The following is a 23435-nucleotide window of genomic DNA, read 5'->3' as shown; positions in this document are numbered from 1 at the left end:
CTCTGTGACCTTCCTGTTTTTTTTTGCAATGGATATGATGAAATAGATAGTAATAAAAATAGATTCCTTTACATTCTTTGTACTAATATAAAATAATATTCTTATTTGAAAACCTTATCTTTGTACCGTAATCTTATATAAAATGTTATGAAGAAGAGAATCTTGTATAGTGGTGCTTTGTTTATCGGTCTTGTCAGTGTTCAATCCGGTTTTGCCCAAAAGAAGAAATCAAAAACTCCTCAACGGCCTAATATTGTTTTTATTCTGGCCGATGACTTGGGCTACGGTGATTTGAGCTGTTACGGGCAAGAGAAGTTCGATACTCCCAACATCGATCAGTTGGCACAAAACGGAATGCGTTTTACGCAATGCTATTCGGGGACTACGGTTAGTGCCCCTTCACGTTCTTGCCTTCTGACCGGTACCCATAGTGGGCACACAGCTATTCGTGGAAATAAGGAGCTTGATCCCGAAGGACAATTTCCTCTGCCGGCCGATGCACGTACCATTTTCCACCTGTTTAAAGATGCCGGATATAAAACTGCTGCTTTTGGTAAATGGGGATTAGGTTTTATCGGCTCTACGGGTGATCCTAATAAGCAGGGAATCGATTATTTCTATGGTTATAATTGTCAATTGTTAGCGCATAGTTATTATCCCGATCATTTATGGGAAAATGATCAACGTATCGAGCTGAAAGATAATGTATTGGAGGTGGAGTATGGCAAGGGAACCTATTCTCAGGATTTGATTCATTCTAAAGCACTTTCTTTCTTGGATGCCAGGAAGCAGGAAGAACCGTTTTTCTTATTTTATCCGACCATTATTCCGCATGCTGAACTGATTGTTCCCGAAGATAGCATTATTAAAAAATTTCGCGGTAAATTTCCGGAGGTTCCATACAAAGGGTTTGAACCTGGAAGTCCTGCTTTCCGTAAAGGAGGATATTGCACTCAGTTGAATCCACGTGCTACATTCGCTGCGATGATTTATCGACTCGATGTATATGTAGGACAATTGGTCCAGAAATTGAAAGAAAAAGGAATGTACGAGAATACTCTTATTATTTTTGCAAGTGACAATGGTCCTCATCAGGAAGGAGGAGCCGATCCCGATTTTTTCAACAGCAACGGTATCTGGCGTGGCTATAAGCGCGATCTGTATGAGGGAGGAATCCGGGTTCCCATGATTGTGTCCTGGCCGGGACATGTACAATCCGGTACGGAAACCGATTTTATGTGTTCTTTCTGGGATCTGATGCCTACTTTTGAAGAAATGTTACGTCCTAAAGCCGACCTTCGAGAGATGGATGGTGTAAGTATGCTTCCTTTGCTTGAGAACCGGAAAGGTCAAAAAGAACATGAATACCTGTATTTCGAATTTCAGGAATTAAATGGTCGCCAAGCTGTTCGCAAGGGTTCATGGAAACTTGTTCATATGAATATACGCGGTGATAAACCTTATTATGAACTTTACAATCTGGCTGCTGATCCTTCGGAAAAGCACAATGTTTTAAGTCAGTATCCCGAAAAGGTGGAAGAGTTAAAAAATATCATGAAAGAAGCACATGTAGACGATCCGAACTGGCCTCTCTTTTAAGATTCTTTTTTTGGTAATAGAAAAAGAAAAAACTATTTTTGCTCCCGGTCACATACGAATCTTATTATGAAAATAGTCAATTGCCTCCGTCTTTTTTGTTGGATAGTAGGTCTGCTTTTATGTTGTAATCACTTAAAAGCCAGCCATTATTATTTTAAACAAATCTCCTTGAAAGAAGGGTTGCCTTCTACGGTTAGGTGTATTTATGCCGAAAAGAAAGGATTTGTGTGGATCGGGACGAGAAGCGGGTTAGGACGTTTCGACGGACATGAGCTGAAACGATATACGTATCAGTCTGATAATCCGAATTCACTGCCTCACAATCATATTCATCAGATTGTGGAAGACAGTTTGCATAATATCTGGATTATGACCGATAAAGGTATTGCCCGCTATCGGCGCAGAAGTGATGATTTTGATGTCATTAAAAACAATAACAATCAAAATATAATTGTAAATGCTTCCTGTCGCACCAGTCAGGGAATCTTGTTCGGTGCACGTAATAAAATTTATTTTTACAGTTATAAGGATGATTCTTTTGTCCTTGTCCGGGATTTTGCCTCTGACGCACAATTCTCCATATCTTTTATTGGCATGTGGAATGCAGAAACAGTACTTTGTGCCAGCCGTTGGCAAGGGGTATTGTTACTTAATCTTCGTACCGGAGAAGTGTCGCCTCCTCCTTTTGATTGTGGAAAAGAAATCATGGAGATCATGATAGATTCCCGACAACGTGTGTGGGTTGCTCCATACAATAACGGCATCCGGTGTTTTGCAAAAGACGGTGCCTTGCTGGCTTCTTATACCACTCGGAATTCTCGGTTGAATAATGATGTCGTTTTATGTATGGCCGAAAGGGACGGGCATATATGGATCGGTACTGACGGTGGCGGGATTAATGTATTGGATCCCGAGACCCAAGAAATATCCGTTTTGGAGCATATCCCCGGAAACAATTATTCTTTGCCTGTAAATTCTATTTTATGCTTGCACAATGACGTTAATAATAATATGTGGGCAGGCAGCATCCGTGGCGGACTCATTAATATCCGTGAAATATCGATGAAGACTTATACGGATGCAGTACCGGGAAACGATGCCGGATTGAGTGATAATACAGTCCTGAGTTTATATCAAGATTCTGTATCCGGAGATATCTGGATTGGTACCGATGGAGGCGGCTTGAACAGATTAAATCCAGGGACGGAAAAATTCCGGCATTATCAGGCTACATGGAAAACCAAAGTAGCATCGATTACCGGTTTTACTTCTAATGAATTGTTATTATCGCTTTTTTCCAAAGGTCTGTTTATCTTTAATAAATCAACGGAAAATCTTACTCCGTTGGTTGTTGATAATGAAGAGATAAACAATCTCATCCGATATAGCGGGCGAACTGTGAATGTTTATCAGATGGTGCCTGGTTCTGTCTTATTGCTTGGTTCTCATATTTATAGGTATGATATTGCTTCCGGTAAAGTCGACGTGATAAAGGAAGAAGAGGGAGAGGATTTTGTCGGTACGATTCTTCCGGTTTCTTTGGGCTCGCGGACGAGTTATTTTTGCGATCTTCATCGGATTTATGCATTGGATCACTCTACGAATAAGTTGCATGCCGTATTTACTTGTGGCAGGGATACGCTTATCAATTCGGTTTCGCGTGATGAGCGTGGTGTTTTTTGGATTGGCAGCAATCGGGGGCTGAGTAGTTACAATCCTGTGAATCATGAATATCAGCATTTGCCTACGACGCTTTTTGATGAAATAATCTCTATTGTATGCGACCGGAAAGGAAAAGTGTGGATCGGAACGGATCAGATGCTGTTTGCATGGCTCATCAATGAAAAAAGATTTGTTCTTTTCGGAGAGTCGGACGGGGTTTTGATAAATGAATATCTATCTAAGCCTAAGTTGGTTTCTACTAAGGGTGATATCTATATGGGAGGTATTAAGGGGTTATTGCGTATTGATAGAAATTTGCCGATAGAAAGTTCGGAATACCCGCAGATGCAATTGACGGATGTACTTATCAATGGTGAATCGGTGAATGACGCTTTAAGTGCGGAACCTATCGGTATCTCTGTGCCTTGGAGTAGTAAGTCGATTGCTATTCGTGTCATGTCTTGTGAGAAAGACATTTTCCGCCAAAAAATTTATCGTTACCAGATTGCCGGTTTGAATGAGCAATATATTGATTCTTATAGCCCGGAACTGATTGTCCGTTCGTTACCTCCCGGAAATTACCGGATCATGGCTTCATGTAGTACGAAAGATGGTAACTGGACTCCCTTACAGCAGGTTTTGAGTCTTACTATTTTGCCGCCGTGGTATAAAACGTGGTGGTTTATAATGTGTTGTGTCTTGATTGTATCCGGAGCCATCATACAGACTTTTCTGGTCACTTTGCGTCGTAAAGAAAATAAACTGAAGTGGGCAATGAAAGAGCATGAGAAACAGATGTATGAAGAGAAAGTGCGTTTTTTGATTAACATCAGTCATGAACTTCGTACTCCGTTGACTTTGATACATGCGCCCCTCAATCGTATCTTGAAAACTTTATCTCCTACGGACTCCAATTTCGTACCTCTTAAAAGTATTTACAGACAATCACAGCGTATGAGAGATTTGCTCAATATGGTACTCGATCTACGTAAGATGGAAGTCGGAGTGAGTAAATTGCAGATTTATCCGCAGCGATTAAATGATTGGGTACTGGAGGTTTCGGCAGACTTTGTCGGTGAGGCTGAAGCGAAGAATGTGGAGATTAATTATCAGTTGGACGAACAGATCGAAGAGGTTAGTTTTGACAGGGATAAGTGTGAAATTATTCTGACTAACTTGTTGATTAATGCACTAAAGCACAGTCCGGAAGGAACAGGAATAACCATTATTACCAAACTATTGTCAGAAGAGCAACGCGTTCGCATATCGGTTTCCGATCAGGGTTGTGGATTGCAACAGGTAGATGTAAATAAACTCTTTACCCGTTTTTATCAGGGAAACGGTGAGCAGCGTAACGGCTCGGGTATCGGATTGTCTTATTCCAAGATTTTGGCCGAATTACATGGGGGAAATATTGGTGCCAGAGATAACGAAACGGTGGGTGCCACTTTCTTTTTTGAGCTTCCTTTACAAGCCATATCGGAAGAGGTACTTTGTGAGCCCAAAGCTTATCTGAATGAACTGATCACTGATAGTGGTGGAGAAAACATTCCGGATACAAATGCTTTTGTCATGAGTAACTATTCTCTATTGGTTGTTGATGATAATCAGGATTTGGTTGATTTTCTGCGGGATATGTTGAAAGATAAATTTAAGCAAATATATGCTGCCGCAGATGGGGTAGAGGCTTTGGAGCTTCTTCGGAAATATCAACCGGATATTATTGTCAGTGATGTAATGATGCCGCGTATGAACGGTTATGAACTTTGTAAGCAGATAAAAGAGGATATTGCCGTCAGTCATATTCCGGTTATCCTGCTTACTGCGCGTGACGATGAGCAAAGCCAGTTGCAGGGATATAAAATCGGTGCGGACGGGTATTTGACCAAACCGTTCGAAGAGGAAATGCTACTCGAACTTATTCGTAGCCGTTTGCGTAATCGCGAACAGACAAAGGCACGCTATCTGAATGCCGGATTGTTGCCGGCACCCGAAGACAGTACATTCAGTCAGGCAGACGAGACTTTTCTTCTGAAGCTGAACAAAATCATTACCGATCATCTGTCCGATTCCGAGTTGGATGTTGCTTTCCTTTGTAGAGAGATCGGTATGAGTCGTGCTACGCTTTATAATAAGTTAAAAGCACTGACGGATGTGGGAGTCAATGATTATATCAATAAACTTAGAATAGAAAAGGCAATACTGCTTATTACCACTACCAATTTGAATTTTACCGAAATAGCAGAACGCTGTGGATTCACTACATCGCGTTACTTCAGCACTTTATTTAAGCAGTATACGGGAGAAACGCCGACGAAGTATAGGGAGAAGAGTAGTCAAGTGGCTAAGTAGTAAGTAATTGAGTAGTTAAGTAGTAAGTAGTTCAGTAGTCAAGTAGGATAGACTTATTTCTGATTTTTTCATGTTACTTGCTATTTAGTCATTTATTATTAATGGACTACTTGTTATTTGATAGCTTGTTATTAGGCTATTTACTACCTGCTACTTACTACCTGCTACTTACTACTTGACTACTTACTACTTGACTACTTAACTACTAATTTCATTTCAGTCTGAATACTGATATACTTTCAAATCAAATTTGGGTACCATGGCAAATAGATGGTCGAAGATATCGGACTGAATACGTTCGTATTCCTTCCATATTTTGTTTCGGGAGAAGAAATAAACTTGGATAGGTACGCCATATTCGGTAGCTTCTTTTTGGCTGATTATCAAGTCAAGATCTTGGTTTACTACAGGCAGACTGCATAAGTAACGTTCTATGTAGACACGATACACTTGCGAGTTGGTCGGTATCACTCCTTCTTCCGGTTGGTAATCGGCCAGTAAAGGGATTTCTTTCCGAAAAGTATCCAGCATTTCGGGGGTACAGAATTTTAGTGTGGTAAGGTCGAGAGTGATATTCTTCATGACTCTCCGTCCACCCGATTCCACCATTCCGCGCCAATTCTGGAAAGAGTTGTTTACGAGACTGTAAGGAGGAATAGTAGAAATCGTGTTATCGAAGTTTTGAATTTTGACCGTATTCAATGTAATTTCCTGTACTATACCATTAGCATTGCTCGAAGGGATTGTAACCCAGTCTCCTAACCGTACCATGTCATTGGCTGATAATTGTATACCTGCCACAAATCCTAAAATGGAATCTTTGAATACTAACATCAGAACGGCTGCCGAAGCCCCCAAACCGGCAAACAGACTTGCCGGCGATTTGTTCACGAGAATGGCAATCATGATGATGCCTCCTACAAAGAAAAGAAGAACTTGCAGAACCTGTATAAATCCTTTCATCGGATGGTTCTTTGCCTTGGCTTTTTCCGAATATACGTCCAATATCATCAGCAGTACTCCGTTGATGGCAAGCAGCAAGGACAGGATGATGTAAACGGCACATATCTTCTGAGAAATAAGCAACAGTTCTTTTCCGCGTACAAAAGCGATTGGTAATAGTATATATACCAATATGCCGGGAATCGTATGTATCAGATTATGGAATACGCGTCGTTTCATTAATAATGTATTCCATACGTGGGGGGAGTGTTTGGTATATTTTCTCATTCCACCTACCAGAATGGCCTGGCAAAGGTAATCGAGCCCTACCGCGATGCAGATCATTAAGATAGCAATAATGGCCTCATCAAACGTGTTGGCTATTTTCGGGTCTATTCCCCATCCGATGAGGATCTTGTTCATCCAATTTCCTAAGTCCATAATTATATCTTGTTTTTTATAAGTATAACGGCAGACTTAGGAAATTGTTTCATCCGGATTTTCATCCGTTTACTTTTTTGTAGTCTTCCAGGAATTTTTTCAATCCGGATTCTGTAAGCGGGTGGTTTAGTAGTCCCTTAATGGCGCTTAACGGACAAGTAGCTACATCGGCTCCGGCTTCTACGCATTCCATGATGTGCTTGGTGTTGCGGATAGAGGCTGCCAATACTTGTGTCTTGTAATTATAATAACGGTACATGCGTACGATATCGGCAACGAGCCCTACACCGTCTTCACAAATATCATCCAGACGACCTACGAAAGGAGACACATAGGTAGCTCCCGCTTTAGCAGCCAGTAAAGCCTGCCCGGCAGAAAATACCAGGGTACAGTTGGTACGGATACCTTTTTCCGTGAAATATTTAATAGCTTTGATGCCATCGGCAATGCATGGTACCTTTACTACGATATGCGGATTTAATGCGGCAAGTTCTTCACCTTCCCGAATCATGCCTTCATAATCGGTAGCTATCACCTCGGCACTTACGTCACCTCCCACGATATTACATATTTCTACATAATGTTTACGTTGGTTTTCGGTTCCTTTGATGCCTTCTTTGGCCATAAGTGAAGGATTGGTAGTAACTCCGTCGAGCACACCGAGTGCATATGCCTCGCGTATCTGCTCCAAATTAGCTGTGTCGATAAAAAATTTCATAACTTCTAAATTTTAGTGGTTAACTATCTAACGTCCGAAGGTAAGTATTTGTTTATCCATTTGCAAGATTATCAGATATTCTCCATTTTTTGTTTCCAATATTGTCTACCGGATGTTCGTAAATGTCTATTTTTTGCTTGTGCGGTAAAAATATTGACTGATGCAGGGTGTGTATGTTCTCATAAATGACGATATTTGTTCCGGAATCTAATATTAACTTATCATGAAAAAAAATTATTTTGTACTTCCCTTAGTTATTACTCCCTGTCTCGTTCAAAATGCCGTTGCGCAAGAGAAAGGAGAACAGCGTCCGAACGTGGTTTTTATCTATGCCGATGACATCGGTTTCGGTGATTTCAGTTGCAATGGTGCGAATACGATTCATACTCCCAATGTAGACCGTGCGGCGGCACAAGGCGTGCGATTTACTAATGCACACAGTGCGGCTGCAACAAGTACTCCTTCCCGTTATGCCATGCTTACGGGAGAATACGCTTGGCGTAAAGCCGGTACGGGTATTGCCGACGGTGATGCCGGTTCTATTATTCGTCCGGATCGCTATACTATGCCGGATATGTTCAAGCAAGCCGGTTATACTACTGCTGTAGTAGGTAAATGGCACTTAGGGTTGGGAGATAAAGGTGGTGAACAAGATTGGAATAAACCGTTGAAACCGGGTACCAACGATATTGGTTTTGACTATTCTTTTATTATGGCTGCCACCGGCGACCGTGTTCCTTGTGTATTTGTAGAAAATGACCAAGTGATCAACCTTGATCCGGCCGATCCTATTCAGGTCAGCTATAAAAAGAATTTTCCCGGGGAGCCTACCGGAAAGGACAATCCCGAATTGTTGGTTATGCATCCTTCTCACGGACATGATATGAGTATTGTCAATGGAATTTCCCGTATCGGTTTTATGAAAGGCGGTAAGTCGGCACTTTGGAAAGATGATAAGATAGCCGAAACCTTGACCGATAAGGCTGTATCTTTTATCGAAACACATAAAGATCGCCCGTTCTTCCTTTATTTTGCTACGCAAGATGCGCATGTTCCCCGTGTTCCCGGAGCACAGTTTGTTGGTAAGAGTGGTATGGGGCCTCGTGGTGATTGTTTGTTGGAGTTTGACTGGAGCGTAGGAGAGGTGTTGAATGCGCTTGAACGACTGGGATTAGACAAAAATACGTTGGTCATTATCTCCAGCGACAATGGTCCGGTTGTAGATGATGGTTATAAAGATCAGGCAGTCGAACTGTTGGGTGATCATAAACCCGGTGGTAAGTATCGCGGTGGTAAATATAGTATCTATGAAGCCGGCACTCGTGTTCCTTGCATTTGGAGATGGCCGGGACAAATTAAGCCCGGAGTGTCCGATGCATTACTTTGTCAGATTGACTGGTTTGCTACTTTTGCACAAATGTTGAATCAGTCTCTTCCCGAGGGTGCGGCACCGGATAGTCGCCCGATGAAAATGGCTTGGATGGGGAAAGAGAAGAAAGGGCGTGATTATCTGGTTCTGCAAAATGCACAAAATAATCTTTCCATTACAGATGGTCGTTGGAAGTATGTTCGTCCCGGTCGGGGGCCGGCTTATAATAAGCAGGTGAATATTGAGTTGGGAAACAGTATGGAACCACAATTGTATGATTTGAAAAAAGATGCCGGTGAAAAGAATAATTTGGCGAAAGAACAGCCCAAACGTGTGCAACAGTTGAGTGCCGAATTGGAAAAGGTAGTTGACGGACGGTACGGATTGCCGTTGTATTGATATTACCTTTGTTGCTGATAATACGTGTTTATAAAACGGATTTTTGTTAACCTTGTTTCTAAAATGTAAGAGTGTATATTCTTATTATATAAGAGTATATACTCTTACATATCAAATGTCTATACTCTTATAAGTGTTGATTATCAGTTTGTTATATTCTATTAGACTTTCTGATATGGAATATAAATATTGGATGAGAATATTACTAAAGTTGATTATAGACAATTATGGGTAGAATGTTGTTTCTATCAATAAAATTCTGTTTCACAAAAAAAGAACCTATTTTTTATATTAAACTATTGCAATCCAGTTGACTGACTATACTATTTATCCGATTCAAAATTTTGAAAAGCGTAGATTATTATTATATCATACTTCTTGTTGTTATTTCTCTAATGATGCTGTGGCAGGTGTATGGGGTGGATTTTATATTTCCTAAAACTAAATAGTTGTTAATTTCACTTTCAAACTCTGAACTAAAATTTGATATATTATGTTGTTTAAAATGAAAGCGAGTTCTACTTCGGTTTTAAAAATCGAATAAAACGGAGAGTAAGATTTATAAAATGAAATAAATTATTCGTTTTCTAAAGTTTTGAATGCTAAATTTATTAATTCATGTAGCTTTATGAAAATATAGAATTAAAATCTATTAATAGATTCAGTCATTGAATATATGCTGTGTAAGCATTTGACCTTTACTCTCAAAATAAAAATCCCATTTAGGGAATGTATGATATATTTATTGTATAACCAACTTAACACATTTTAATTATGAAAAAATTTATTATTGTATCTGCTTTTGTATTGGGAGCATTTACTGCAAGTGCCCAAAACGACCAGACTGCTCTTCAAGGAACTAAATTTGGTGATAACTGGTCTATAGGAATCAATGCCGGTGCAACGACTCCTTTGACTCATAGCGCATTCTTTAAGAACGCCCGTCCGGCTTTTGGATTTGGAGTAGCGAAACAATTAACTCCTGTTTTCGGTTTCGGCCTTCAGGGTATGGGATATGTGAATACTACTCAGAGTAAAACGGCTTTTGACGCTTCTGATGTCAGTCTGTTAGGTAAAGTCAACTTGATGAACTTGTTTGCAGGCTATCAGGGAACTCCCCGGCTGTTTGAGATTGAAGCGGTTGCCGGTATCGGTTGGCTTCATTACTATATGAATGGTCCTGGAGATGAAAATTCGTGGTCTACTCGTCTCGGATTGAATTTGAATTTCAACCTTGGCGAATCTAAAGCATGGACTTTGGGAGTGAAACCTGCTATAGTATATGATATGCAAGGCGATTTTAATACGGCAAAAAGCCGCTTTAATGCCAATAATGCCGCTTTTGAACTGACAGCCGGATTGGCATACCATTTTAAAACCAGTAACGGAACCCATCATTTTACTACAGTCAAACCTTATAATGCTGCGGAAATAGCCGAATTGAACTCTTCTATCAATAATCTTCGCTCACAGGTAGGTAGTAAGGATAGTCAATTGGCAACTACCACGCGTCAGGTGAACGAACTGCAAAGCGAGCTGGATGCTTGCCGCAATAAGGTTGTTCCTGTTGAAACAGTAATTAAGACGGATCGGATTCCGGAGTCTGTGATCACATTCAGGCAGGGAAAATCGGTTGTTGATGCTTCTCAATTGCCTAATGTGGAACGAATTGCTTCTTATCTGAAGAAACATCCGGATGCTAATGTGATCATTAAAGGATATGCTTCACCGGAAGGAAATCTTGAATTCAATAAGAAACTGGCAAAAGCACGTGCTGAAGCTGTCGAATCTATTTTGGTGAAAAAGTACAAGATTGATTCTACACGGGTTAGTGCCGAAGGACAAGGTATCGGAGACATGTTTACAGATCCGGATTGGAACCGTGTGAGCATCTGTACGATTGACGAATCCAAGTAAGCGTTTTACTCCTTTTCATATATGATTTCCCCCTCTTGCTCTACTTCTATTGAAGCAGAATAAGAGGGGGAAATTTATTGTATTATCTTCTTGAAATTTTTATTTGCGTTGTTCTACCATGCGGATGGTACCGTCTTCGTTATAATACAGTTTATCGACACATATTGAGCGCAACCAATCGTGATGCGACAAAGCACTGTTGTGATAAAAAGCATACCATTGCCCTTTATATTCTACGATAGAACCGTGATTGGTAGCACTGTCTGTAGGATCCATATAAACACCCATATGCTTCCAAGGACCTAAAGGGCTGTCACTAATGGCGTAATGCATGCGGTTGTCTCCTTCTACGCCATCGTTCCAGTCGTCGTTATGGTTGTCAGAATAGGAAAGGTAGTATTTTCCTTTATATTTATGTATCCATGTGGCTTCATGAAAGTCTACCAGACCTTCCATGACTTTCATTTCTCCATCCAGTTCCATCATATTATCTTTCAGTTTGCCTCCCTTACAAATACCGCCACCGCCATTGTAGATATATGCCTGGCCGTCATCATCCATAAAGACACAAGGATCTATCAGCGAATCCATTCCTTTGATATATCCTTGTACGGTGAAGTTTGCGGCAGGTTCTTTGCTGGTGGCTACTCCGATTTTCCAACTTCCGTTCCAGTCCGTATCGCTGGGGTGGGGGAAATAAAAGTAATACGTGCCGTCTTTGTAGGCACAATCCGGTGCCCACATGAATCCGCCTTCTTTACGTCCCCAAGGTACTTGAGAAGAATTCAGAATTTCACCATGATCCGTCCAGTGCACCATGTCGTCGGTAGAAAACACATGATATCTGTCCATTAGGTCACAACCCCGTGGCGGAGCTATATCATGCGAAGCGTAGACATACAGACGACCGTCGTTCCAAACGTGGGCAGAAGGGTCGGCTGTGTACATGTGTGTGATAAAGGGATTTTGAGGAGTAGAACCCATGCATCCCGCTAATAATAGAGCACATGCGGCATAAAGATACTTTTTCATAAATATAGATGTAATAGTTTTGTTTTGGCAGATATAAAAATATGTATTTGCCGGATTATCATTAATTTCATTTACGTTGTTTTACCATCCGGATAGTACCGTCTTCGTTGTGATACAATCTGTCTACACAAATAGAACGCAATGCCGGATTTTTAGATAAGGAGATTGTATGATAAAAAGCGAACCATTCTCCCTTATATTCCACGATAGAGCCTTGATTGGTAAAACAGTCGGAAGGTTCCATGTAAATGCCCATGTATTTCCACGGTCCTAAAGGGTGGTCGCTGATAGCATAACGCATACAGTTGTAGCCATCCATGCCGTCATTTCTGTTCGGATCATGATTATCGGCATAAGAAAGATAATATTTTCCTTTATACTTATGTATCCATGTACCCTCGTGGAAATCGTCCAAACCTTCCATTGTTTTCATTTCGCCGTCCAGTTCCATCATATTGTCTTTCAGCTTTCCCCCTTTGCAGATACCTCCTCCGCCATTGTAGATATAAGGTTGTCCGTCGTCGTCGATGAAGACAAAAGGGTCTATCATCGGATCCATTCCTTTGATATATCCTTGAACCGTAAAGTTGGCAGCAGGTTCTTTACTGGTAGCTACCCCGATTTTCCAGCTGTTATTGGTATACGTATCACTGGGATGCGGAAAGTAGAAGTAATACGTTCCGTCTTTATATGCACAGTCCGGTGCCCACATAAATCCGCCCTCTTTGCGTCCCCACGGCACTTGTGAAGAGTTTAATATTTCACCATGATCTTTCCAGTGTACCATGTCATCGGTAGAAAATACGTGATACCTGTCCATCAGGTCACATCCTTGCGGCGGGTCTATGTCATGCGATGCATAGACATACAGACGGCCGTCATCCCATACACGGGCAGAAGGGTCGGCCGTGTACATGTGTCTGATAAAAGGATTGGGGGCCAAGCTGTCGATAGTAGTCTTTTCTTTTTTTCTGTTTTTATTTTCAGATGACTGGTGAGAGACTTTGCACCCAACTGATAATAAAGTGCATAGAGCATAAAAGCATATCTTTTTCATAATATAAATTGTTGTTGTACTCTTTTGAATGTACAAATTCGTCTTCTTTGGATTGAAATAAAAAGGAACATACAGATTACTTTATCGGCCAAAAATAGCCAATTTGTATGCTCCAATATTGCAAAAAACAAGCAAAAAGTAGAAAATCCGTCCTATGATAGGGACGTTAGTCGAAGTATAGAACGTCTACGTTATTTTGTGAGACAGGTATGTTGATTATTGTAGACAATGTGAGTTGCTTGTGGAAAGATTTGGAATAATCAGTTCGGGAATACTCGTATAAGAAAAGCTATATTCTTTTTATTGAAGATTCATGTTGAAATTTATGAGTGTATTTCTATCTTGTTTCTCTATTAGGATAAAATTCTGTGTTATGGAAAAATAAATACAAAATGAAGGGTTGGTAATTGTCTGATAATCTGTTGATTATACATATTTGCTTTTTCTCTATGAGAAACAGGTTGAAAGTCGTAGAGAAACGTCTCGTTCCTCTACGACCAACGGGACGTTCCTCTACGACCAATGAAATGAAAATTTATAATACTTTACGCGGTACGTGGCTTTTTAGAAAGACTATTTATGTATCTCTGTTCGTAATTTTGACTGTATGATTTTAGAGCGTGATTCTGTGTATAAGTTTCTCTGCCCAAATTTGTTCTGTTACCAACCATCGGGTTTCTTCAGTTTCATGAGATTGTTGAATGACGTTTTCTAATAAATCTTGATATTCTTGCAAAAGTTTTATAGTTACGGTCTGTTTGTTTTCTCTGAGCGACAGTAGAATTTTCAGCTTATGGATATTCAGATTGGGGGTATTGGATAATTCTTCGGCTTTGTTTAAATAAGCTATACATTTTTTGTTGTTTTCCGGAGTATTCAAAAGTTTCATAATACTGTTCGTTATCACGATATAGTCATTCGGACAAGCCATTTTATTATCTATGTTTTTCATGGCAAGACGGGCGGACGCGATATATTTACGATTATAATCCATCATTCCGGATTCAAAACTGACTACGGTGGAGGTCATTTTCAGATAATTTCTGTCTTCTGATAGTGGAGTGAATGCGCCCATTTTTTCGAGTCTTTTTTCTAAAGTACCATAAATATCTCCTTTAGATAGCGCTTTCGCATTATGCTCGTCTTTATAATATGAATAGATTTTAGTGAGAGCGGAAATTAGAGCTTCTTTGTTTTTTCCGGTGAATTCCATGAACTTCATGGCATATTCATCGGCTTCAACTTCCTGTTTTTCTGAATAGTCCAACCCCATGCGATTGATTATTTTTTCATTGACTAATGTTTGTATGAGATCATTAGTCGCAAAAACTAATCCCGGTTCATAGTTGTAGTAACGTTGATAGAGATATTCTTCTGTAGCAGCCACTACTCCGTTAGCCACATCGCCCCAAAATTCGGCACGTTTGGCATGGGCTATATTTTTATTGGTAGTGATAATGGCATGATCCAGAACGTTGTGAGCGACTTCGCGAGCCAGAATAGCGCACAATTCCTCTTCCGTATCCAAGGTCGTAAGTAATCCTGTCGATATAAGCAGACATTGGTTACTTAACATAAGTGCGTCCGGCGAAGGAGATTTTAAAATTCGTATTTGAGGAACGAGGTCTTTATGTGTATTGATGAATTGATTAGGTGCAATGGATAACAACAAACATTGTAGATAATCTTCAGTTGCAGCATCTTCATAAAGCAGTTGCGATTGAGCCAATTCCTTTAAATATTCATCGGCTTCTTCTGCCTGTTCTTGCCGGAGTATTTCCTGATATCCTTTTTTATCATAATAGGATATTAATCCGTTGGATAATTGTGCAATCTGCCAGAAAGCATTGTTACTATCCGGATGCAGATCGATAATGTCGAGCCGGCTTATGGGAATACCTAACTGTACTCCGTTGGCTACTATCACTGCTTGTGTTTCGTAATTACCATTGTAAGGAGTAGCTTTTAATTTAGCGATTCTTTGCAATACTACAGGGGTTCCTTTTGTTGCATTTTGGTAGTCTTTTTTGAGAACGCCTTCGATGTTTAGCGTAGGATTAAAAAAAATATCCTGAGCAAATATTGTTCCATGGCTTAACAGAACGATTATTAGTGTAAGAAGTATACGTTTCATAAGTGCGATGATTTTGTTATTGTTATAAATGTAGAGAGAAAAAAACATATCTGAAAAAGAAAAGTACTATTTGCCGATAGGGATTTCCCTCTATGTTTATTGGCCTTTCCATAATTTCTTGTCCTCCTTCCAGAAACATCTAAAACTCATTGCTAATGGTAGATTTAGACGTTTTTGGAAGCTTAAAAGTGATTTTTGAACATCGATTTATACATGATGTGCTATGTTTGCAATGAAAAAAGTCGTTTAACTAATTTGAAAAAGAGTTGATTAAACGTCAGGTAATTTAATTATTAACTTTATTAATTTATTATTATGAAAAGAAATGTACTTCTCTCAGCAGTTACATTGATGATGACTGCTAATGTTTTTGCACAAGCAGAAGATGTAACTCCCGCCGCGTTTAAATTTCAAGAACGCTCGGTAGGTCCGGTTGAAATGTTTTGGGGTACTGGTGCCAATCCTAGTATAGCAGAGTTAAATGTCAGTGGTTCTATTGTGACTGCAGTGGCACCGGCAAATCAAACAGAGGAAGAAGCTTTATCTTCCGGACTTTCCATTGTGAATAGTGAATTTGGAAATCTTTTGTTGCTGAAAGGTAAAAATGCGCCTGCATCAGCAGAAGGACCTGCATCGACAGGTGATTTAGGCAAAGGTTGGTTCTCTTTAAATTTTATAGGACCGGCAAGTGCTGAAGGTGGGAATGATTATCGGGTTACATATCAAATGAAAATGGTTTCGGATCTTGAAATCGGTGCTAAGAAATTAGGTTTGTCTTGTGTCTCTGGAGGTGGAAATAATACTTCATTAGGTTCTAAGAGTGAAGTACTTTTTACCGGAGACTCTGGTTGGTGGCAATTCCAAATAAATGCGAAAACCGGAACAAAAGATCCTTTCCGTGCCCGTATTGAATTTGATGGCCAAATGATGGATAAAACTGCTTTATATGTTTATGAAGTAAGTTTTGTGAGGAATCCGGAAGGAGAGTTGGTAAATACGGAAGGTACAGAAAATGCAGACGGTTCTTATACAGGTATGAGTAAACCGAATGGAGCTGTTAGTGTTGGTGTTGCATCTACTATGTCGGATTTGAATGCTCCGTTTGTGACTTGGGATCATCAGTATATTTATGTGAACAATGCCAATAATCGTGAGATGGTTTATATTTATAATATGATCGGACAATTGGTTCATAGTGCAGAAGCCACAGCAGGATTTATGGAAATTCCGATGAATCCGGGAGCTTATATTGTAAAAGTGGGTGCAAAATCAACGAAAGTGATATTATAATTGGATATATTCAATCAGATAAAAGGAGTACCGGTTCTGTACCGGTCTCTTTTTAATTTTTTACTCTTTAAATTTGATAACTATGAAGCAAATAGGAAAGATTTTTTCTTTGTTTGTAGTCTGCTGTTTCTGTTTCTCTTCTTTGCAGGCACAAGTCGTTAATTATGCTTTAAAACTTTCGGGGGATAATTCTGTTATTTGCGGACAAGTACCTGAAATTAATGGGAAAAGTGAATATGCTGTTCAATTTTTAATGGCTCCACAAGAATGGACTGCCGGTGCTTATATTTTTAAACGTGGCTCTGATATAGAGGAGTTTTCAGCGAGACTATCTTCCGTAGCAGGGAATGTCGTTTTTAAGATTGGAACCGAGGAAATCGTTTTGACAGGGGTTTCGGTAACAGGTTGGACACAGATATCATTAGGGGTATTTAAAAATGGAGCCGATACATGGATTAATGGTGTGAAAACCTGGAATGCCAACAGTAATTTGCAGATGCCGTCTTCTAATGAGGATTTGGTTTTAGGTAAAGGGTTTAAAGGACGTTTGGATGAATTCCGTGTATGGAATACCAGCCTACCGAGCGCTGCTGAAGAAGAACTGATGTTCCAGAATACGGTAAATAAATTTCATCCGAAATGGGAATCTCTCGTTTTATACTATAAATTTGATCAAGAGCAATGTGCAGATCATATTGTTGACTATAAATTCGCTCATCACGGTACGTCAAATACTGTAATCCAGAGGGAAGAAGTGACTGATAATAATTTTTTCCGATACCGTGTCGTAACAGGATATTCTTCTTTTAATCGCCATTGTGATCGTCTGCAAATAGATAAAGATATGCATTTACTGACGAACGATTTGATTTTTCTGAATGCTTCAGTAAACGGACGTACAGGTGAGGTTACCATGACGGCTTTGGATGACGCTTCGGCAACGGGAGGGGTTACTTACATGGCTACAGATGGAGAGCGCTCCGGTATTGCGGTTCTGGATGGTACAGGTACATTAAACTTAGGTAAAGCTATTCAGGAGGGAGAACCGTCAAGTTTGTCGGCGACTGTTGAAGGTTGGTTTTATGTAGAAAAATGGGTTGAGGGTGCTGTTCTTTTTGAACAGAAAGAGAATGATTCCAACTTATTTGGTATCTATTTAGGAAATTTGGAAAAGAAACAACTGATTGTTAAAGCAGATGGTTGGCAGATGGAGTGTGATAATGTTCTCAGTCCGGAGCAATGGCAGCATTTAGCTGTAACAATGGATCCCACTTCTTCACGTAATCCCATGCGTATTTATGTTAATAATCAGAATCTGAAAGGAACAATAGACAAACCTGCTGACGGAGTGATGTATACCCTTAAAGATATTGATGCCGATGCGGTGGTGGGTACTGGTTTCATAGGTAAGATGGATGAATTGATGGTTTGGAGAAATGCCCGTACTACTTTTACTTCAGATATGGACGGTACATTGACTTCTGCAGTGTTTCCAGGTGGAGGATATGATGCTATCTTCTTCGATGGTTATTGGAAGTTTGACAGGGAAGATAATATCGGATATAATTCAAAAGGCTGGAAAGCAATGATTGAACAAACCAGAGAGTTGTATAAAGGATATAGAGGATATAAAATAAGAATAGGCCTGATCAGTTCGGATAGTGATGACAGCGGAAATAAGTTGTGGCCTAATTATATTGGAAATGAATCTTGGCGTGCGAATATTGCTAAAGGAGTTGAGGCGTTGATTCCTTATTGTGACGGTGTAGATATCGATTTGGAATGGCTGGATAATAATCCTAGTAATCCTAAATGGGCTTCTTATGGAGAAATGGTAAAAGCAATACGTGCAGTAGTGCCGAACGATAAAATATTTAGTGTAAGTTTACATCCGGTTTCTTATACGATGCCTTTGGATGCGATTGATGCTGTTGATTATGTAACTTTTCAAAATTACGGGCCACGGAAAAGTAGCTTAGTATGGAGTGCTTACTCTTCTTTTTATACTACGGCTGTAAATTATGGCTATCCTGCGGAGAAGATTCGTCTTTCTATGGCGACAACCGCAGTTATGAGTGATAATTCCGGGAAGAATGTGAAAGGATATAAGGATCTGGATTTTTCAACTGTGACTGCCGAATCGAATACAGGTACTATTGGAGGTGTTGACTATACCTTTAATGGAGTAAAAGAGGTACAAAAGAAAATGCAATTGCTTGTTGATAACAACACCGGTGGATGTATGTATTTTGATATGGGGAATGACGTAAGTGTACAAGATGAGTTAAGTTTGATCAGAGCTTTGAGTATGACCATTCATTCTAATGTGGATACATTGGTGACAAAAGTAAGTACAGACCCTGTAGGAATAGAGGAGAAAAAACTTTATCCGGAATTAAATTCGGCTAAGGTTAGTGTTTATCCTAATCCTTCCGATGGTAATTTTCAGGTAGACTTACCTTTTAGCGGAGAAGCTGTATGCGATTTGTTTTCCATGACCGGTAATAAAGTATACAGCACAATAGGAGAAAAACAAATTCGTTTTTCATTAAGTGGTATTCTTTCGACAGGATTATATATATTGAAAATAGATTCTTCTGAGGGACAGGCTACCACAAAAGTGCAGATAAAATAAATGTGAAACTTAATATAATATGGTATGAGAAACAAATGGCAATTTAGTTTATTAGCTTTCGCCTTGCTGATGATTTGTCCTTTCTTGTCATTGCATGCTGAGATTGAATCCGTGCAGCAGTCTAAGGTGATTAAAGGACGGATTACAGATGAGACGAATGAGGGAGTTGTAGGAGCGAATGTTCTTGTGAAGGGGACGACTAATGGAGTTATAACAGATATAGATGGTAACTATTCTATTTCTGTGTCTGGGAATAATGCGATTTTAGTAATTTCATTTATCGGATATAAAACACAGGAAATAAAGGTTGGTAATCAAACGACGGTCAATGTCAAGCTGTCGGAAGATTCCGAGATGTTGGATGAGGTTGTGGTTGTTGGATATGGGACAGTACGTAAAGGAGATGTGACAGGAGCTATTTCTTCGTTAAAACCCGATCAGAATGAAGCGGCAAAGGTTGTATCTATAGATAATCTGTTGCAAGGTAAAATCGCAGGTGTGAATGTTGGAGCAACGGTGGCTACTCCAGGAGCTGCTTCTTCTGTAACCATTCGTGGTGCCAACTCATTGCGTGGTGATAATCAACCTTTATATGTCATTGATAATATCCCGCAAGCTTCTACCGGTGAGTTTGCAGCCAGTGCTTTTGGCGACAGTGATTTTCAAACCGCTCAAAATCCGTTGACGAGTTTGAATCCGCAAGATATTGAGGATATTCAGATCTTGAAGGATGCATCAGCCACAGCTATTTATGGTTCACGCGGTGCTAATGGAGTTATTCTTATTACAACTAAAAAGGGTAAAAGCGGAAAACCTAAAGTCAGCTTAAGTGCGAATTTTACAATTGCAAATGCAACGAAGTTAAAAGATATGTTGAATTTGGAGGAGTATGCGCGCTTTCGTAATGAACAGTTGGGTGAAAAGTCTGCACAGTTCTTTTTTGCCGGTGATGAAGTGCGTTATATTTATTCCGGTGGTGAATATGATCCGGAAAACCCTGAGTCTTATCATGTATTGACCTATCATAACTGGCAAAAAGAGATTTATCAAAGTGCTTTTTCTCAAAATTATTCGGCTACTATCAATGGCGGTAACGACAAAACAACTTATTTTGTTTCAGCTTCCTTTAAAGATATCAATGGTATTGTTTACAATACGGGATTGAAACAGGGGGATTTACGTGCAAATTTATCAATGGATTTATCTAAAAAAGTAAAACTGGATATGACATTGAATGGTTCTATCAAGCAGAATGATATGATGTCCGGAGGTGATACGAAGGGAGGTGCGACTGGCTCTGTAACCCGTACTGCTCTTGATTCGGCACCTTACGTGACACCGTCCGGTGAACAAAATTTGTCGGCAGAGGAAAAAACAACCGTATGGAGTTGGATCAATGATTATGATGATATTACTAATGAGAAAACGTTCAGAGCTTCTGCTGATCTGACTTGGAATATTGGTGCGGGATTTTCTTATAATGCCCGTGTGGGTGGAGATATTTTTATGCAATCTCGTGGGCGTTGGTTCGGACTCCAATTGTTTAAGGGGGAGAATGATAATGGTTCTCTTGGATTGACGAATTTGGAGAAAAACCATTATACAGTTGAAAACATTGTAAATTACAATACTAAAATTAAGGATATTGTTGATATTGCAGCTACTGTGGGTATTACTTATGATGATTATGGGTATTTAAATAAGGTTACTTCTGCCCGTAATTTTGAAAACCACTCTTTCCGTACTAAAGGATTGCATATGGCAGGAACTATCAATGAAGAACAACCGATTCAGAAAGATTATCAATTACTTTCATATTTGGGACGTCTGAATTTGGCTTTTATTGAAGGACGTTATTTATTGACTGCAACATTTCGTGCTGATGGTACAAGTAAATTTGTAAAGTCTAACCGTTGGGCATATTTCCCATCCGTAGCTTTGGCATGGCGCATGGAACAAGAGAATTTTATTAAGGAAAATGCTTCATGGATTGATCAGTTAAAGCTTCGTTTAGGATATGGTCAGACAGGAAATCAGTCTATAGATCCCTATAATAGTTTTTATAATTATAAAAAGACAATTGACTATGCGGATGCCAGTGGAAATAAAGAACTGGGTTTGGCTGTTAGTAATTTGCAAAATCCGGAACTTAAGTGGGAGACAACTACTTCTTATAATATAGGTCTTGATTTTGGCATATTCAATAGCCGTTTATCCGGTACATTGGATTGGTATTACAAACGTACGAATGATTTGTTGATTGATCGTGCTGTTTCCTATACAACAGGGTTTGCAAATGTTCTGATGAACCAAGGAGCATTGTCAAACAAGGGGGTTGAAATCTCTTTGGATGCAGACATTATTCGTACCAAAGACTTTACTTGGAATGTGTCCGGTAATATAGGCTTTAACAGTTCGAAAATTGAAAAATTGGGCTTGCCGCTTTCTTATTATGGAAATAACCAGTATTCAGCTTATTTAGGTAATTCAATCGGTGATCATTTTGGTGTAGCCAATATTTTCATAGAAGGAAAGGCTCCCGGATTGTTTTGGGGATATAAAACAGATGGTATTATTCAGGAGGGGGATGATGTGCCTCAGAAAAGTGACAATAAGAATACCGTTGCAGGAAGTACGGATCCGGGTAATATCAAATTTGTGGATAGCAACGGTGATGGCATGATCACTGAAGATGATAAAGTCATTTTAGGAGATCCTAACCCGGATTTTACTTACGGTTTCCAGACCCGATTGGCTTACAAGGACATTTCTTTGTCTGTATCTTTTAATGGAGTTTATGGAAATGATTTGTTGAATAGTAATTTGCGCTATGAAGCGATGCCGTCTAAGAATTCGTCTAATATTCGTAAAGATGCTTTTGCGAATGCATGGCGGGCGGATAATCCGACAAACCGTTATCCGAGTGTAAATAGTACCAACCCCTCTACCGCCGTACTCGACCGCTATATTGAGGATGGTAGCTTTTTAAGATGTTCGGATATTACTTTGGGATATACTATACCGAAGAGTCTCGTGGGTAAAATTGGTTTTCAAGCAATAAATGTGTTTGCTTCTGTAAAAAATGCATTCGTCATTACCGACTATTCAGGATATGATCCGGAAGTGAATACATTTGCATTTGATGGGTTAAGAAGAGGTATTGATATGAACTCGTTTCCTCAATCACGTTCTTATATCTTTGGTTTAAGTGTAACATTTTAATTGGGTATCATGAAAAAACTAAAATTAATATATTTCTTATTAGCTATTTGTGCATTTTCTTCTTGTTTGGACGAAGATCCTCAATATGCTTTAAATAGTGAATCTGTTTTTTTGGATAAAAATACAGCACAGTTGGCATTACTTTCCTGTTATGGACAATTGACAACATATGATGGTTTTGGCCAGGCTGCTCAGGAGTTGTTGGTAGGTGCTTCCGGATTGGGATGGGCACAAACGAACGCCGGTGATCAGGATCGCTATGTTTCTTTAAATGCGTCTTCCGGTTGCACGATAACGAAGATGTATTGGAGAAGTTTATATAAAACAGTGTCGGAAACAACCTTTTTTGTAGAGAATATGAAAGCGAGCCCGTTGGATGAGGATTTTAAAACGGGCTTGGTAGCACAAGCTAAATTCTTGAGAGGATTTGCATATTATCATTTGTTGACAACTTTTGGAGGAGTTCCTTTGCGCAATACAATTCCATCTTTAGAAACGCTTTCTATTCCAAGGGCGTCAGAAGAAGAAATAGTGGCGCAGATCGAGGAAGACTGGAAAGCGGCTATTAGTGGATTGCCGGAAACTTCCGATGCCGGTAAAGCTTCTGGTTTGGCAGCACACGCTTATTTGGCTAAATTATACTGGTATTTGGGCTGTCAGGGGATA

General features: G+C 39.7%; 13 protein-coding genes. 8 read left to right on the top strand and 5 right to left on the bottom strand.

All coding sequences use genetic code 11. From position 1 onward, the window contains the following. The first annotated feature begins 147 nt into the window (after positions 1-147). Positions 148-1599 carry an arylsulfatase gene (locus QVP90_RS13210; protein ID WP_005930091.1) on the top strand — a complete coding sequence of 484 codons (1452 nt, stop codon included), beginning with the start codon at positions 148-150 and terminating at the stop codon, positions 1597-1599. A 66-nt stretch (positions 1600-1665) separates the two neighbouring features. Next, positions 1666-5613 carry a hybrid sensor histidine kinase/response regulator transcription factor gene (locus QVP90_RS13205; RefSeq protein WP_021936688.1) on the top strand — a complete coding sequence of 1316 codons (3948 nt, stop codon included), beginning with the start codon at positions 1666-1668 and terminating at the stop codon, positions 5611-5613. 216 nt (positions 5614-5829) lie between these two features. Here QVP90_RS13205 and QVP90_RS13200 read toward each other — a convergent pair whose 3' ends face one another. Together QVP90_RS13200 and fsa are read right to left on the bottom strand one after the other, a co-directional pair. Beyond that, positions 5830-6996: a mechanosensitive ion channel family protein gene (locus QVP90_RS13200; protein ID WP_005930095.1), complete on the bottom strand. Its 1167-nt coding sequence runs from the start codon at positions 6994-6996 to the stop codon at positions 5830-5832. A 61-nt stretch (positions 6997-7057) separates the two neighbouring features. After that, complete coding sequence (gene fsa / locus QVP90_RS13195) at positions 7058-7714, bottom strand: fructose-6-phosphate aldolase (RefSeq protein ID WP_005930098.1); 657 nt, start codon at positions 7712-7714, stop codon at positions 7058-7060. A 223-nt stretch (positions 7715-7937) separates the two neighbouring features. On the opposite strand from fsa, the gene QVP90_RS13190 reads away from it, so the two are divergent. Together QVP90_RS13190 and QVP90_RS13185 are read left to right on the top strand one after the other, a co-directional pair. Further along, positions 7938-9482, top strand: coding sequence for a sulfatase family protein (locus tag QVP90_RS13190; RefSeq protein ID WP_005930100.1), 1545 nt, complete (start codon positions 7938-7940; stop codon positions 9480-9482). 774 nt (positions 9483-10256) lie between these two features. Continuing rightward, complete coding sequence (locus tag QVP90_RS13185) at positions 10257-11399, top strand: OmpA family protein (RefSeq protein WP_005930102.1); 1143 nt, start codon at positions 10257-10259, stop codon at positions 11397-11399. Between the two features lie 99 nt (positions 11400-11498). Here QVP90_RS13185 and QVP90_RS13180 read toward each other — a convergent pair whose 3' ends face one another. The 3 genes from QVP90_RS13180 to QVP90_RS13170 form a co-directional block, all read right to left on the bottom strand. Further along, entirely contained in the window at positions 11499-12431 is a 933-nt protein-coding gene (locus QVP90_RS13180; RefSeq protein WP_007481603.1) for a family 43 glycosylhydrolase, read from the bottom strand. 67 nt (positions 12432-12498) lie between these two features. Next, positions 12499-13488, bottom strand: coding sequence for a family 43 glycosylhydrolase (locus tag QVP90_RS13175; protein WP_021936687.1), 990 nt, complete (start codon positions 13486-13488; stop codon positions 12499-12501). A gap of 613 nt (positions 13489-14101) precedes the next feature. After that, positions 14102-15622 carry a M48 family metalloprotease gene (locus tag QVP90_RS13170; RefSeq protein WP_021936686.1) on the bottom strand — a complete coding sequence of 507 codons (1521 nt, stop codon included), beginning with the start codon at positions 15620-15622 and terminating at the stop codon, positions 14102-14104. Positions 15623-15937: 315 nt separating this feature from the next. Here QVP90_RS13170 and QVP90_RS13165 point away from each other — a divergent pair, with 315 nt between their 5' ends. From QVP90_RS13165 to QVP90_RS13150, 4 genes are all read left to right on the top strand, one after another. Further along, entirely contained in the window at positions 15938-16912 is a 975-nt protein-coding gene (locus QVP90_RS13165) for a T9SS type A sorting domain-containing protein (RefSeq protein WP_005930112.1), read from the top strand. Between the two features lie 82 nt (positions 16913-16994). Next, positions 16995-19547 carry a LamG-like jellyroll fold domain-containing protein gene (locus QVP90_RS13160; protein WP_021936685.1) on the top strand — a complete coding sequence of 851 codons (2553 nt, stop codon included), beginning with the start codon at positions 16995-16997 and terminating at the stop codon, positions 19545-19547. Positions 19548-19571: 24 nt separating this feature from the next. Beyond that, entirely contained in the window at positions 19572-22769 is a 3198-nt protein-coding gene (locus tag QVP90_RS13155; protein ID WP_005930120.1) for a SusC/RagA family TonB-linked outer membrane protein, read from the top strand. A gap of 9 nt (positions 22770-22778) precedes the next feature. Then, a partial coding sequence (locus QVP90_RS13150) for a RagB/SusD family nutrient uptake outer membrane protein (protein WP_288204482.1) occupies positions 22779-23435 on the top strand: 657 nt, incomplete at its 3' end.

This window comes from Bacteroides sp. CAG:189 (assembly GCF_000432295.1).
Lineage (GTDB): Bacteria > Bacteroidota > Bacteroidia > Bacteroidales > Bacteroidaceae > Bacteroides > Bacteroides salyersiae.
Note: the sequence above shows the minus strand (reverse complement) of the source record. Positions and strands in the feature narration are given on the sequence as shown.